This is a genomic window from Streptomyces huiliensis (assembly GCF_020037025.1).
In the GTDB taxonomy this organism is placed as follows: Bacteria; Actinomycetota; Actinomycetes; order Streptomycetales; family Streptomycetaceae; genus Streptomyces; species Streptomyces huiliensis.
Genome location: NZ_JAIQLH010000184.1, coordinates 15,234 through 29,426, shown reverse-complemented (window position 1 = coordinate 29,426; position 14,193 = coordinate 15,234). Strand labels below are relative to the sequence as shown.

The 14,193-nt window shown below is 71.8% G+C and carries 15 protein-coding genes; 4 read left to right on the top strand and 11 right to left on the bottom strand.

Going from position 1 to position 14,193, the window contains the following annotated elements:
- From nuoG to JNW98_RS26270, 7 genes are all read right to left on the bottom strand, one after another.
- On the bottom strand, positions 1-1,063 hold a 1,063-nt coding region (gene nuoG, locus JNW98_RS26300), incomplete at its 3' end, for an NADH-quinone oxidoreductase subunit NuoG (protein WP_223770784.1).
- A complete protein-coding gene (gene nuoF, locus JNW98_RS26295; RefSeq protein WP_223770783.1) occupies positions 1,060-2,445 on the bottom strand; it encodes an NADH-quinone oxidoreductase subunit NuoF in 1,386 nt (461 codons plus the stop codon). The genes nuoG and nuoF, both read right to left, overlap by 4 nt.
- A complete protein-coding gene (gene nuoE, locus JNW98_RS26290; protein WP_223770785.1) occupies positions 2,442-3,302 on the bottom strand; it encodes an NADH-quinone oxidoreductase subunit NuoE in 861 nt (286 codons plus the stop codon). The genes nuoF and nuoE overlap by 4 nt, the downstream gene beginning before the upstream one ends.
- Positions 3,303-3,322: 20 nt before the next feature.
- On the bottom strand, positions 3,323-4,699 hold the full coding sequence (locus tag JNW98_RS26285) for an NADH-quinone oxidoreductase subunit D (RefSeq protein WP_223770782.1): 1,377 nt from the start codon (positions 4,697-4,699) through the stop codon (positions 3,323-3,325).
- Complete coding sequence (locus JNW98_RS26280) at positions 4,699-5,493, bottom strand: NADH-quinone oxidoreductase subunit C (protein WP_223770781.1); 795 nt, start codon at positions 5,491-5,493, stop codon at positions 4,699-4,701. Before JNW98_RS26280 ends, JNW98_RS26285 begins: the two co-directional genes overlap by 1 nt.
- A complete protein-coding gene (locus tag JNW98_RS26275) occupies positions 5,490-6,044 on the bottom strand; it encodes a NuoB/complex I 20 kDa subunit family protein (RefSeq protein ID WP_223770780.1) in 555 nt (184 codons plus the stop codon). Before JNW98_RS26275 ends, JNW98_RS26280 begins: the two co-directional genes overlap by 4 nt.
- 13 nt (positions 6,045-6,057) lie before the next feature.
- Positions 6,058-6,417, bottom strand: coding sequence for an NADH-quinone oxidoreductase subunit A (locus JNW98_RS26270; RefSeq protein WP_004941767.1), 360 nt, complete (start codon positions 6,415-6,417; stop codon positions 6,058-6,060).
- Positions 6,418-7,209: 792 nt separating this feature from the next.
- On the opposite strand from JNW98_RS26270, the gene JNW98_RS26265 reads away from it, so the two are divergent.
- On the top strand, positions 7,210-8,094 hold the full coding sequence (locus JNW98_RS26265; RefSeq protein WP_223770779.1) for a C40 family peptidase: 885 nt from the start codon (positions 7,210-7,212) through the stop codon (positions 8,092-8,094).
- A gap of 116 nt (positions 8,095-8,210) precedes the next feature.
- Positions 8,211-9,023: an alpha/beta hydrolase family protein gene (locus tag JNW98_RS26260; RefSeq protein WP_223770778.1), complete on the top strand. Its 813-nt coding sequence runs from the start codon at positions 8,211-8,213 to the stop codon at positions 9,021-9,023.
- On the opposite strand, the gene JNW98_RS26255 is transcribed toward JNW98_RS26260, so the two are convergent.
- Together JNW98_RS26255 and JNW98_RS26250 are read right to left on the bottom strand one after the other, a co-directional pair.
- Complete coding sequence (locus JNW98_RS26255; RefSeq protein ID WP_223770777.1) at positions 9,020-9,817, bottom strand: NsdA family TPR-like regulatory protein; 798 nt, start codon at positions 9,815-9,817, stop codon at positions 9,020-9,022. The two genes, JNW98_RS26260 and JNW98_RS26255, sit on opposite strands and share 4 nt — an antisense overlap.
- On the bottom strand, positions 9,814-10,251 hold the full coding sequence (locus JNW98_RS26250) for a helix-turn-helix domain-containing protein (protein WP_223770776.1): 438 nt from the start codon (positions 10,249-10,251) through the stop codon (positions 9,814-9,816). Before JNW98_RS26250 ends, JNW98_RS26255 begins: the two co-directional genes overlap by 4 nt.
- A 158-nt stretch (positions 10,252-10,409) precedes the next feature.
- Between JNW98_RS26250 and JNW98_RS26245 the strand changes: the two genes are divergently transcribed.
- Positions 10,410-10,793 (top strand): DUF6415 family natural product biosynthesis protein, encoded by a 384-nt coding sequence (locus JNW98_RS26245; RefSeq protein ID WP_223770775.1) that lies wholly within the window; start codon positions 10,410-10,412, stop codon positions 10,791-10,793.
- A 35-nt stretch (positions 10,794-10,828) separates the two neighbouring features.
- On the opposite strand, the gene JNW98_RS26240 is transcribed toward JNW98_RS26245, so the two are convergent.
- A complete protein-coding gene (locus JNW98_RS26240; RefSeq protein WP_223770774.1) occupies positions 10,829-11,563 on the bottom strand; it encodes a DUF4097 family beta strand repeat-containing protein in 735 nt (244 codons plus the stop codon).
- 367 nt (positions 11,564-11,930) lie between these two features.
- Here JNW98_RS26240 and JNW98_RS26235 point away from each other — a divergent pair, with 367 nt between their 5' ends.
- On the top strand, positions 11,931-12,668 hold the full coding sequence (locus JNW98_RS26235; protein WP_223770773.1) for a DUF4232 domain-containing protein: 738 nt from the start codon (positions 11,931-11,933) through the stop codon (positions 12,666-12,668).
- Positions 12,669-12,678: 10 nt separating this feature from the next.
- Here the strand turns inward: JNW98_RS26235 and JNW98_RS26230 are convergent, their stop codons facing one another.
- On the bottom strand, positions 12,679-14,118 hold the full coding sequence (locus tag JNW98_RS26230; RefSeq protein ID WP_223770772.1) for a nitrosuccinate lyase: 1,440 nt from the start codon (positions 14,116-14,118) through the stop codon (positions 12,679-12,681).
- Between the last annotated feature and the right edge of the window lie 75 nt (positions 14,119-14,193).

Here is a 14,193-nt window from a genome sequence, read left to right as displayed (position 1 = left end):
GGGCGACGCGCGCGAACTTGGCGTACGCGTACGCGTCCTCCAGCGTCAGCCGGCCGCCGGTCAGCACCCCGGCCCGGCCGCGCGCGGCGGCCAGCCCGCGGGCCGCCGCCTCCAGCGCCTCCGGCCAGCTCGCCGGCTCCAGGGCGCCTTCCGCGCTACGGACGAGCGGCGTCTCCAGCCGCTCGGGCCGCTGCGCGTAGCGGAACGCGAAGCGCCCCTTGTCGCACAGCCACTCCTCGTTGACCTCCGGGTCCTCCTGCGCGAGCCGGCGCATCACCTTGCCGCGCCGGTGGTCGGTGCGCGTCGCGCAGCCGCCGGAGCAGTGCTCGCAGACCGTCGGCGACGAGACGAGGTCGAACGGCCGGGCGCGGAACCGGTACGCCACCGAGGTCAGCGCGCCCACCGGGCAGATCTGGATGGTGTTGCCCGAGTGGTACGAGAGGAAGGGGTCGCCCTCGCCGGTGCCGACCTGCTCCAGCGCCCCGCGCTCCAGCAGCTCGATCATCGGGTCGCCGGCGATCTCGTTGGAGAACCGGGTGCAGCGGGCGCACAGCACGCACCGCTCGCGGTCCAGCAGGATCTGCGGCGAGACCGGCACCGGCTTCTCGTAGGTGCGCTTGCGGCCCTCGAACCGGGTGTCGGCCTGCCCCGCGGTCATCGCCTGGTTCTGCAGCGGGCACTCGCCGCCCTTGTCGCACACCGGGCAGTCCAGCGGGTGGTTGATGAGCAGCAGCTCCATCACCCCGCGCTGCGCCTTCCCGGCGACCGGGGAGGTGAGCTGCGTCTTCACCACCATCCCGTCGGTGCAGGTGATGGTGCAGGACGCCATGGGCTTGCGCTGGCCCTCGACCTCGACGATGCACTGCCGGCAGGCGCCCACCGGGTCGAGCAGCGGGTGGTCGCAGAACCGGGGGATCTCGATGCCCACCAGCTCGGCGGCCCGGATGACGAGGGTGCCCTTGGGGACGGAGACCGGGATGCCGTCGATGGTGACGGACACCAGGTCGTCGGGGGGTACGGCCGCGTTCCCCCCGCCGGAGGGCGCGGACGTGGTGACGGTCATACGTGCACCTCCGGGTGCGACTGGTCGGCCCACACCGTGGACTTCGCCGGGTCGAAGGGGCAGCCACGGCCCCTGACGTGCTGCTCGTACTCGGCCCGGAAGTACTTCAGCGAGGAGAAGATCGGGCTCGCCGCGCCGTCGCCGAGCGCGCAGAACGACTTGCCGTTGATGTTGTCGGCGATGTCGTTGAGCTTGTCGAGGTCGGTGAGCCGGCCGCGGCCCGCCTCGATGTCGCGCAGCAACTGGACCAGCCAGTACGTCCCTTCGCGGCACGGCGTGCACTTGCCGCAGGACTCGTGCGCGTAGAACTCCGTCCACCGGGTGACCGCCCGGACGACGCAGGTGGTCTCGTCGAAGCACTGGAGCGCCTTGGTGCCGAGCATCGAGCCGGCGGCGCCCACCGCCTCGTAGTCCAGCGGCACGTCCAGGTGCTCGTCGGTGAGCAGCGGGGTCGAAGAACCGCCCGGGGTCCAGAACTTGAGCCGGTGGCCGGGGCGCATCCCGCCGCTCATGTCGAGGAGCTGGCGCAGGGTGATGCCGAGCGGCGCCTCGTACTGGCCGGGGCGGGCGACGTGGCCGCTCAGCGAGTACAGCGTGAAGCCCGGGGACTTCTCGCTGCCCATCGAACGGAACCATTCCTTGCCCCGGTTGAGGATCGAGGGAACCGAGGCGATGGATTCGACGTTGTTCACCACAGTGGGGCAGGCGTAGAGGCCCGCCACCGCGGGGAAGGGGGGTCGGAGCCGGGGCTGGCCGCGGCGTCCTTCGAGCGAGTCAAGGAGGGCCGTTTCCTCGCCGCAGATGTACGCGCCCGCGCCCGCGTGCACGGTGATGTCCAGGTCGATGCCGCTGCCGAGGATGTTCCGGCCGAGGTAGCCGGCCGCGTACGCCTCGCGGACGGCCTCGTGCAGCCGGCGCAGGACGGGGACGGTCTCGCCGCGCAGGTAGATGAACGCCCGCTCGGAGCGGATCGCGTAGCAGGCGATGATCATTCCCTCGACGAGGGAGTGCGGGTTCGCGAAGAGGAGGGGGATGTCCTTGCAGGTGCCCGGCTCGGACTCGTCCGCGTTGACGACGAGGTAGTGCGGCTTGCCGTCGCCCTGCGGGATGAACTGCCACTTCATCCCGGTGGGGAAGCCCGCGCCGCCGCGGCCGCGGAGGCCGGAGTCCTTCACGTAGGCGATCACGTCGTCCGGTGACATCGCCAGGGCCTTGCGCAGCCCCTGGTAGCCGTCGTGCCGGAGGTAGGTCTCCAGCGTCCAGGAGCGGGGTTCGTCCCAGAAGGCGCTGAGGACGGGGGCGAGCAGCTTCTCGGGGCCGTCCCCGCCGCCTCCCCCGGCCTCGGGCCGCGGGGTTCCGCCGTAGTCGGTGGACACGGTCATTCCTCCCCCTCCTCGGTGGTCCCGGTGGCGGGCCTGCCGTCGGTGGCCGGCCCGCGGCCGCCTCCCGTGACCGGCCCGCTGGGGTGCCGGGGGTCCGAGGCGGACGTGGGCTGGGGCGCGTCGTGGGAGCTCGGATGCTCCGGGGGGCGCTCGCCCAACGGCGGTGCGCCGCGCGGCGGTCCGACGCGCGCCGGCCCGGTGTCGCCCTTCGCCAGCCGCAGTCCGGCCAGCGAGGCGTGCCCGGCCCCGCCGCCCGCATCCACCGCGCCCGACCGCTCGTCCGGGAAGCCGGCCAGGATGCGGGAGGTCTCGCGGTACGTGCAGAGCGGCGCCCCGCGCGTGGGCTCGACCGTGCGCCCGGCGCGCAGGTCGTCCACCAGGCGCTTGGCGCTCTCGACGGTCTGGTTGTCGAAGAACTCCCAGTTGACCATCAGCACGGGCGCGAAGTCGCAGGCCGCGTTGCACTCGATGTGCTCCAGGGTGACCTTGCCGTCGCCGGTGGTCTCCCCGTTCTCCACGCCCAGGTGCGACTTGAGCGCGTCGAAGATGGCGTCACCGCCGAGCACCGCGCACAGGGTGTTGGTGCACACCCCCACCTGGTAGTCACCGCTCGGCTTGCGGCGGTACATGGTGTAGAACGTCGCGACCGCCGTCACCTCGGCCGTCGTCAGCCCCAGTCGCTCCGCGCAGAAGCGGACGCCGGTGCGGGTGACGTACCCCTCCTCCGCCTGCACCAGGTGCAGCAGCGGCAGCAGCGCGCTGCGGCTGTCGGGATAGCGGCCGATCACCTCCCGGGCGTCGGCCTCCAGCCGGGCGCGCACGTCGGTGGGGTAGTCGGGGGCGGGGAGCTGCGGCATCCCCAGGTCTGTTCCGGTGCTCACCGGTCGACGCCTCCCATCACAGGATCGATGGACGCCACCGCGACGATGACGTCGGCGACCTGGCCGCCCTCGCACATCGCCGCCATGGACTGGAGGTTGTGGAAGGAGGGGTCGCGGAAGTGGACCCGGTACGGGCGGGTGCCGCCGTCGCTGACGACATGGGCGCCCAGCTCGCCGCGCGGCGACTCGATCGCCGCGTACGCCTGCCCGGGCGGCACCCGGAACCCCTCCGTCACCAGCTTGAAGTGGTGGATCAGGGCCTCCATCGAGGTCCCCATGATCTTCTTGATGTGGTCGAGGGAGTTGCCCAGCCCGTCCGGCCCCAGGGCCAGTTGCGCTGGCCAGGCGATCTTCTTGTCCGCGACCATGACCGGCCCCGGCTCCAGCCGGTCCAGGCACTGCTCGATGATCCGCAGCGACTGGCGCATCTCCTCCAGCCGGAGGAGGAGGCGCCCGTACGCGTCGCAGGTGTCGACCGTCGGCACCTCGAAGTCGTACGTCTCGTAGCCGCAGTACGGGTCGGACTTGCGCAGGTCGTGCGGGAGGCCGGCGGCGCGGAGCACCGGGCCGGTGACGCCGAGGGCCATGCAGCCGGTGAGGTCGAGGTGACCGACGTCCTGCAGGCGGGCCTTGTAGGCGGGGCTGCCGACCACGAGCTTGTCGTACTCGGTCAGGTTCTTGCGCATCTTCTTCACGAACTCGCGCACCTGGTCCACCGCGCCGGGCGGCAGGTCCTGGGCGAGGCCGCCGGGGCGGACGTACGCGTGGTTCATCCGCAGGCCGGTGATCAGCTCGAAGATGTCGAGGATCATCTCGCGGTCCCGGAAGCCGAAGATGGCGACCGTGGTGGCGCCGAGCTCCATGCCGCCGGTGGCGATGAACACCAGGTGCGAGGAGATGCGGTTGAGCTCCATGAGCAGCACGCGCAGCGTCGTCGCCCGGTCCGGGATCTGGTCCTCGATGCCGAGCAGCCGCTCCACGCCCAGGCAGTACACCGTCTCGTTGAAGAGCGGCATGAGGTAGTCCATGCGCGTGACGAAGGTGGTGGCCTGCGTCCAGTTGCGGAACTCGAGGTTCTTCTCGATGCCGGTGTGCAGGTAGCCGATGCCCGCGCGGGCCTCGGTGACGGTCTCGCCGTCGATCTCCAGGATCAGGCGGAGCACGCCGTGCGTGGAGGGGTGCTGGGGGCCCATGTTGACGACGATGTGCTCGTCGTCGGTCTTCCGGGCCGCGGTGACGACCTCGTCCCAGTCCCCGCCGGTGACGGTGTAGACGGGCCCCTCGGTGGTCTCGCGCGGCCCTTCGGTGCTCCTGGGGCTCCGCGCGGTCTTCCCGGGGCCGCCCGGGCTCGTGGGGGATTCGCTGGTGGACATCAGCTGTACGACCTCCGCTGGTCCGGAGACGGGATCTGAGCGCCCTTGTACTCGACGGGGATGCCGCCGAGCGGGTAGTCCTTGCGCTGCGGGAAGCCCTGCCAGTCGTCCGGCATCATGATCCGGGTGAGCGCCGGGTGGCCGTCGAAGACGAGGCCGAAGAAGTCGTAGACCTCGCGCTCGTGCCAGTTGTTGGCCGGGTAGACGTCGACGACGGACGGCACGTGCGGATCCGCGTCCGGGGCGGTGACCTCCAGCCGGATCAGCCGGCCGTGCGTCACCGAGCGCAGGTGGTAGACGGCGTGCAGCTCGCGGCCCTTGTCCCCCGGGTAGTGGACGCCGCTGACGCCGGTGCAGAGTTCGAAGCGGAGCGCGGGGTCGTCGCGGAGCGTGCGGGCGACGCGCGGCAGGTGCTCGCGGGCGATGTGGAACGTGATCTGGCCGCGGTCGACGACGGTCTTCTCGATGGCGTTCGACGGGACGAGGCCCTGCTCCTCCAGCGCGCCCTCCAGCTCGTCGGCGACCTCGTCGAACCAGCCCCCGTAGGGCCGGGCGGTCTCGCCGGGCAGCCGGACGGTGCGGACCAGGCGGCCGTAGCCGGTGGTGTCACCGCCGTTGTTGGCGCCGAACATGCCCCTGCGGACGCCGATGACCTCGCCGGTGTCGCCGCGCTGGACGGGGATGCGCTCGTCCGGGCGGTCTCCCTCGGCCGGGCGGTCCTGCCCGGCCTTCCCGGTCTGCTCGCCCTTTCCGCCCTGCTGGCCCTTCTCGCCCTGCTCACCTTTCTCGCTCATGGCAGCAGCCCCTTCATCTCGATGAGGGGCAGGGATTTCAGCGCCGCCCGCTCGGTCTCGGCCTCGGCCTCCACCCGGTGCGGGCCGAGCTTCTCGCCCTGGATCTTCTTGTGCAGCTTGAGGATCGAGTCCATGAGCATCTCGGGGCGCGGCGGGCAGCCGGGCAGGTAGATGTCGACGGGGACGACGTGGTCGACGCCCTGGACGATCGCGTAGTTGTTGAACATGCCGCCGCTGGAGGCGCAGACGCCCATGGCGATGACCCACTTGGGGTTGGGCATCTGGTCGTAGACCTGGCGCAGCACCGGCGCCATCTTCTGGCTGACCCGGCCGGCGACGATCATCAGATCGGCCTGGCGGGGCGAGCCGCGGAACACCTCCATGCCGAAGCGGGCCAGGTCGTAGCGGCCGGCGCCGGTGGTCATCATCTCGATGGCGCAGCAGGCGAGGCCGAAGGTGGCGGGGAAGACCGACGCCTTGCGGACCCAGCCGGCGGCCTGTTCGACGCTGGTCAGCAGAAAGCCGCTGGGCAGCTTCTCCTCAAGACCCATGTGCGGTGGCCCCCTAGTCCCATTCCAGGCCGCCGCGCCGCCAGACGTAGGCGTAGGCGACGAAGACGGTGAGTACGAAGAGCAGCATTTCGACGAGGCCGAACAGCCCGAGGGAGTCGAAGGCGACGGCCCAGGGGTAGAGGAAGACGATCTCGATGTCGAAGACGATGAAGAGCATCGCCGTCAGGTAGTACTTGATCGGGAAGCGGCCGCCGCCGGAGGGCTGCGGCGTCGGCTCGATGCCGCATTCGTAGGCCTCGAGCTTGGCGCGGTTGTACCTCTTCGGCCCGATGAGCGACGCCATGACCACGGAGAAGATCGCGAAGCCGGCACCGAGGGCTCCCAGTACGAGGATGGGCGCGTAGGCGTTCACCGCTCCTCGCTCCTTCCAGTCGACGCTGACTGCTGGCTGACCGGACCTCCGCGCGGACCGCTCACCGGCGAACACCGCGGAAGGGTTCAGCGAAGATCGCGAATATGTGAGGCAGTTCACAAGCCCGGGTCGAGGGCATCTTATGCCCGGCGGTCTGTGATCTGCGACACGGCGAACAGCACGGCGTTTGTGATCTCCACCACCTGACGAACGATCATCAAGTCGGATGATCGGTGATCTTCTCACCCGAAGCATCCGAGTGATCGCCAGTGGTCACATTCCGGCGTTTTTCCGCTGGTCGGAGCGGCCCTGGAAGGCTGAGGCACTATCAAGCCATCGCACGGTCGCGCAAATTGGCACCTGCCAACGTCAACTGATATAGGAGCGCCACCCGCTGGGACCCTCGACCGGCCGCCGGGCTCACGCTCTCTTTCGTCACCGACTTCACTACCGACTTCACTGCCGCCGCGACGGTCGCGCTCCGCCTCCCGGCGGCTCCCGGCGACTCCCGGCAAGAGCGCGGGCACGTGAAGTCCGCCACGTGGCCGCCCGATCGGTGTCCGATTTGCCCGGCGATCTTCGACGGCCGAGACCGGAACGTGATATGCCGTGTCGCGGATCGCCCTCGGCGCCCAAATGCCATGCTTAACCGCATGATCACGATTGGGGGAACGGGCAGCGGAAAGACCGCTTCCGGTGCGCCTGCCCCGAATTCCGGCCCATCGAACGCCGGTTGTGGTCCACGTCACTTATATTGAACTCCACCTACGGCGCCTGGTAAGCCCTTGTCCCATGTCCCCCAACGCGCACATAACCAGCCACCGGAAGCCCCGTCGCCCCGCGACGCAGTCGTGGGCCATCCGCTCGGGTGTTGCCGGTGGCGTCCTCAGCACCCTGGCCGTCACGGGCGCCGCGCAGGCGACCGCCGCCGAGAAGCCGGCCGAGGCCACGATCGAGATGCCGGCCATCAACGCCGCGCTCTCCGCCTCGGTCGCCGAGAGCGCCGCGGCCACGCAGCAGACCGCGAACGACTACCAGGTCCGTGCGCAGGTGGACAAGGCGGTCGACCACGCCCGCGTCGCCGCCAAGAAGGCCAAGCAGGAGGCCGACCGCAAGGCCGAGGCCGAGCGCAAGGCCGCCGAGGCCAAGGAGAAGCGCGAGGCCGAGCAGGCCCGCGCCTCCCGCGACGCCCAGCGCACCGCGCTCGGCACCAAGGCCACCGCCTCCTCCGACAGCGACGACGAGGGCACCGGCTCCGGCGCGAAGGGCTCCGGCTCCGGCACGAGCACCACCACGACGTCCACGAAGAGCACGGGCGCGACCGGCAGCGCCGCCACCCTCGTCTCCTTCCTCCGGGCGCAGGTCGGCAAGGCCTACGTGATGGGCTCCACCGGCCCGTCCTCCTACGACTGCTCCGGCCTGGTCATGGCCGCCTACCAGCAGATCGGCATCAGCCTCCCCCGCGTCTCCCAGGACCAGTCGACCGCCGGCACCCAGGTGTCGCTCTCGAACCTCCAGCCGGGCGACATCCTCTACTGGGGCGCCGCGGGCAGCGCTTACCACGTCGGCGTCTACATCGGCGGCGGCAAGTTCATCGGCGCCCAGAACCCCAGCACGGGCATCGTCGAGCGCGACATGAGCTACTCCCCGCCCACGGGCGCCGTGCGCGTCATGTGACACCCGGACAGACCGGACGAAGGGCCGCCACCTCGGACAGAGGTGGCGGCCCTTCGCCGTACCCCAACGTCCGGGAAAGCCTGCGCCGCCGACACACCGTCACTACGATCGGCCTCATGTCCGAGTCGGAGACGACCTTCCGTTCCCTGGACGGCACCGCCCTCGGGGGCACCCTGACCGCACCGGACGGACCGGTGAACGGCCTGGTGGTCCTGGTGCACGGGGCCGGCGTGACCCGCGAGGAAGGCGGCTTCTTCACCCGCCTCGCCACCGGTCTGACCGCCGCGGGCCTTCGCTGCCTCCGCTTCGACCTCCGCGCCCACGGCACGAGCGCCGGCCGGCCGGAGGACGTGACCATCACCGGCGTGGCCAACGACATCCGCGCGGCCGGCGACCACCTCCGTTCGGTCGCCGATTCGGACCGTGCCGTCGACGTCATCGCCGCGTCGTTCTCAGGCGGTGCGGCGGCCCTGCACACCGCCCACCGGCCACGGGATGTCCGCCGCCTGGTCCTGCTCAACCCCCGCCTCGACTACCACGAGCGGTACGCGACCAGCCGCCCGTACGTCACGGACGACTACCTCGCACCGGAGGCGGCCGAGGCCCTCGACCGCCGGGGCTTCACCGAGCACAGCCCGTTCCCCCTGGGCCGCGCCCTGCTGAACGAGGTCCACTATCTGAACCCCGCGACCTTCCTCCGGCAGGTCCAGACCCCGGCACTCCTGATCCACGGAACGAAGGACACCTTCGTTCCGGTCGAATCCTCCCGCCGCTACCTGGCCTGCTTCGGGGGCCCGGCGGACCTGCTGGAACTCCACGGCGCCCAGCACGGCTTCGCCGTCCACGACGACCCGGAGTACCTCCACCCGCAGTCCCAGGCGTGGCAGGCCGAGGTCATCGAGCGCGTCACCCTCTTCCTCACCCGCTAGACGACCGGCAGAGAGCCGGGAGCGAGACGCAGTTCGCGCACGGCGGGCCGCCGACCGTACGGGCGCAGCAGGCCGACCGCGCGGCGCAGTTCGCGGAGCGCCTGGCCGAAACGCGGCGTCGCGGCGAGGCGCAGCACGGACAGCCCGGTCGCCGCCGCCTCGTCAGGGTGGCCGTCCGCCGCCAGAGCGCCTGCCAGGTGGGCGGTGAAGAAGGCCCGGTCCCGAGGTGCGAACGTGCCGGTGACCAGGCGTTCTCGCAGCAGGGCGGCGGCTTGCTCCGGCCGTCCCGCCTCCCGGTGACAGACGGCGCTCTGCGCCGTCAGCCGGTCGACGTCGTACCCGCCGCAGAGGGGTCCGGTACAGGTCACCGTACGGACGGGCGGCGCGGAGCCGAGGGCTTCGTACGCCTGGTTCAGCAGACGAACGACGTCCTGCGGCGCCGCACCGGCCAGCGCCAAGGCCCGGGCCTCCTGTTGCAAGGCTTCCGCGCGGGCGCGGAGCGGCAACGACCAGGGACCGTTCACGGCCGCGTGCGCGAGGTCGCGCATGCGGGCCGGATCCGTGCGCTCGGTCGCCTGCGCCTTGCGGAGCAGAACGTACCCGTGCATCGCCCGGTCTCCGCACAGGTCGGCCCACTCGATCGCCCTGTCGTGCCAGTACAGGGCGGTCCCCGGAGCCGCACCGCTGTCGTGGTACAGCCAGGCCGTGAACTCGGCGGCGCGGCTGCCCAGGTAAAGCAGCTCGCGGCGGACGTCGGCGCGGGCTTCCCGCGCCATGGTCTCGACCGCCCTCACCAGTTCCAGGGCGTTCGGCAGGGCGCCCCCGGTCCGCCCCGGCCATCCAGGTCTGCGGCTCTCTCCAGGGCCTTGGTCAGGTTGTCGACCAGCTCGCGCCCGCCACGAGCTCTTGCCCCCGTCCCCCGTGGTACCGGAACGGGGGTGGCAAGGGCTTCGCCGGCGGTGATGACTGCCGTCGCTCCCGGGCGGGCGAAACCTAGCTGCTCCAACGGCAGGCCGAACATGCTGTGCAGCACCCGCCGCGCATCGCGGTTCGGCCATTGCGATCGGCCCGACTCCCAGCGCCGCACCTGCCGGACGGAGATGGCGGAGTTTGCTCCCAGCGCTCGCGCGTGGCGTTCGTAGGCATCGGCGAACTCCTGCTGCGTGTGCCAGCCGTGCCGCACCCGGACGGCAACGAGGAGCGCGTTCCGCGACGCTGCTTTGGACATGGCGCCAGACGCTACTGCTCCCTTCCCCGGCCGGAAGCCGGACGGACGAAGTGTCCGGTGATGTGGCCTCGTCCACCCCTCGCCCCGAGCGGTGCAATCGGCGTACCGACGCGCACACCCCGCGCCGGACACCACCGCTCGGCCCTGAGGAGCACTCTGTGCACGACACGACGCCCGGCCCCCGGGCCACACGGCTCACCTCCATGCTGACCGGGGATTCCGCGCCCCTGGACCTCGTCGCCATCCGGGCCACCGTCCGGCGAGCCCTCCAGGACCGGGGCCCTGTGCTCCCCCGGCCGGAAGAAGTGACGGAGTTGACGGCGGCCCTGCGCGGACACCTGAGGACCATGCTGGACGAAGCCCTCGACCGCGTCGCCCGGCTCGACCGCCACACCGGCCCCTGGCATCGCTGGCAGACCCTCATCGACCGGGTGCGAAGCGACCTGGCCCGCGACGCGGGCGCGGGTCTGTGCTCGGCGACCTCCTACATGCGGGAACTCGGACGGACGGCCCGGTTTCTCGTCGACTGCCTGGACGAGTAGTCCTGCCTTACGGCGCCGAGGAAAGGCCGCGGCCCTCAGCCGTTCTTGACCGTTATGGAGCCGCTCGACGTGCTCAGGTCCAGGTGGTGGGGGGCCGAGGGGGACTGGGGGATGGATATGTGCTTGGAGCCGCTGTCGGTGTCGGTGGTGACGCGGTAGGGGCCGGCGGGGGCGCGGACGGTGAGGGAGCCGCTGGTCAGATCGGCCTCCACGTTCTGCGGGGACGTGAGGGCGAGGTCGACGGCGCCGCTGGTGGCCTTCACCTTGACCGGGCCGTCCTTGAGGCCGCGGGCCTTCACGGAGCCGCTGGTGGCCTTGATGTCGACCGGGCCCGTGATGTCGGACAGGTCGACGGCGCCCGAGGTCGCCTTCACCTGGACCGCGCCGACGCTCGTGAGGTCGACGGCGCCGCTGGTGATTTTGCCGCTGACGGGGATTCCGGCCGGGACGGTGACCTCGTAGTCGACGGTGCAGTCGTTCCCGCAGTCGGCGAGCACGAGGACGCCGTTCTCGACTCGGTGGGTGGGGCCGTCCGGGCGGTCGTCGCGGTAGCGGACGGTCCGGTGGATCTCTGTGGTGGTGGTGCCGGGTTTGCCGTGGAGGGTGATGGATCCCGAGTTGCCGTCGATGCGGACCGCGCTGACCCTCTGCGACACCTTCGCGTCGTCCTCGAACTTCTCCTTCAGTCCCAGGTCGCACGCGCTGAGACCGCCGATGGCGGCCGCGGCCGTCAGGAGGGCTGCGGCAATCGGACGAAGGCGGGGGCGCATGGGACTTCACCGTTCCTCACGGATGGGGGGGCAGTTGCCGGGCTGTGTGACGAGGTTATGGCCGGTCCGGCGGCGCTCGGTATGGGGGAAACCCCCGGTTCTCCCCTGATGCTTCCGCCACTGCGTGTCAGGGTCACCCGCCCCCGATTCCCGGCGCGGGGAGGGCAGGTGACCGTTCCAGGGCGCCGTTCCAGGGGGAGGGTATACGCGCAGGTCAGAGGGTGTTCGGGCGGTTCAGCGTCCCCTCATTTCCAGGGCTCGTTGCGGGGGCGGCCGGGGCGCCGTGAAGCTTTGGGTCGTCGACGGCGGCGCCTGTCCCGCGCCGTTTCCGGCCGCATCAGAGAGATCACTACGGGGGGACCCACCCATGCGCAAGAACCTCATCCGCTCGGCTGCCCTGGCCGCCACGGCGCTGGCCGGCGTGCTGTCGCTGAGCGCCTGCGACAAGGGCGATTCGGGGAACGAGGCTTCCGCTCCGGCCGCGTCCTCCGCCGCTCCCACCTCCCCCGCCCCGGCCGCCCCTGACGGCCCGTCGCACCCCGCGGGCCAGGACGCACGGCCCGGCGGCGGAAAGGGCTCCGGTTCGCAGGGCACGTCGGCGGAGAAGGCGACCGGGAAGCCGGCCCACAGCGGCAAGACGCCCGCCCCCGGCGGCAAGAACGGCGCGGGCGGGAGCGGCGACAAGAAGGGGTACGGGCAGGTCTGCGGCACCAACGACCTGACCTGGGGCTCCGCTGTCAAGTCCCAGGCCGGCGGCTACATCGAGATATCCGTGCGCGCCAAGCCGGGCATCACCTGCTGGCTCCCCGGCACCTACCCGGTGGTGGCCATCGGCTCCGACGGCACCGAGGCGCAGCCGGCCGAGCAGTCCGTCGGCAAGCAGATCAAGCTGAGCGGCGGCACCACCGCGTACGCCGGGCTGAACCCCAAGAGCACCAACGACGGCTCCGGCAAGGAACTGGGCGCCATCATCGTCACGGTGAGCCGGGAGGACGCCGGCGACCCGGTCAGTCTCAAGGTCGGCAACACCCTGTTCGCCAGGCCGGAGGTCACCAACTGGCATGCCTCGCCGCAGGATGCCGTCCCCGGCGCCGGGGGACAGTAATCCACGCTGCCTAGGGGATCCGCCCCAGCGCCCGGTCCACCAGTTCCCCCGCGCTCCCCGTGTACCGCGCCGGATCGCACAGCTCCGCGCACTCCTCCGGCGTGAGGACGCCGGAGAGGCGGGGATCGGTGGCCAGCACATCGGCCAGGGGACGGCCCGTACGGGTCGCCTCGTCGGCGAGTTCGGTGAGCAGCCGCTTGGCCGCCGCCTTCCCCAGGCGGGGGGCGAGGACGGCGGAGACCCGTTCCGAGACCATCTGGCCGCCCGTCAGCCCCAGGTTCCCCAGCATCCGGTCCGGCCGGACCTCCAGGCCCTCCGCGAGCTCGACGGCCGTGTGGGCCGCGCCGCCGGCCAGCCGCAGGCACTCGCGCAACGGCAGCCACTCCGCGTGCCAGGTGCCTCCCGAGCGCTCGTCCTCGGCCAGGAGCTGCTGGGTGAGGACGGTCGCGAGAGCGGGCACCTGGAGGGCGGCGGTACGGATCATCGTGGCGAGGACCGGATTCCGCTTGTGCGGCATCGCGGAGGACGCGCCGCGTCCGGCCACCGCCGGCTCCGCGACCTCGCCGACCTCCGTGCGCGTCAGGTTCTGCACGTCGACGGCGAACTTGCCCAGCGCCCCGGCCGTCAACCCCAGCACCGCCCCCAGGTCGGCCATCGGGGTCCGCAGCGCGTGCCACGGCAGCGCGGGCCGCCCCAGCCCCGTCTCCTCGGCGAACAGCGCCCCGAGCCGGCCGGCGTACGAGTCGAGGTCCTTCTCCCCCGCCAGGCGCGCGTATTCGAGGTAGCCCGCCAGCGTCCCCGCCGCACCGCCCAGCGCGACCGGAAGGCCGCCGTCCAGCAGCCGGCCGATCCGCCCGGCGGCGTCCAGCACCAGCTGCCGCCACCCCGCCGCCCGCAGGCCGAAGGTCGTCGGAACGGCCTGGAGGGCGAGCGTCCGGGCGGCGGCCGGCGTGTCGCGGTGTACGGCGGCCAGCCGGCCGAGCGCGTCGGCGGTGCGCAGCAGGTCCGCGTGGATCAGCCGCAGTGCCCGCGCCGCGACCAGCAGCGCGCCCGTGTCGAAGACGTCCTGGCTGGTCGACCCCCGGTGCACGTACTCGGCCGCCGCCGCGTCCCGTTCGGCGACCACCGCCGTGAACGCGGCGACCAGCCCCACCACCGGGTTGGCGGTCTCGCGCGCCGCGAGCGCCAGCGCGCGGACGTCGAGACGCGCCGCCCCGGCCGCCTCCGTGATGGTCCGGGCCGCGTCCGGCGGCACGGTCCCGAGCCGGGCCTGTGCCCGGGCCAGCGCCGCCTCCGCGTCGAGCATGGCGCGGATCCAGGCGGCGTCGCCGGTGGCCTCCTCCACGGGGGTGCCGGCTCGCACGGGAGACAGCAGTCCGGTGTCGTGCAAAACCTCAGGGACGTCAGGGGCGCCAACGGGGCCAGCGGGGCCAAGGGCGTGGGCGGTCATCAAGTCTCCTTGCCAGTCATGGTGTACGCGCGAACCGTCCGCGACAGCCCAGCGGCGGAGGTCACCGGCCCCGTC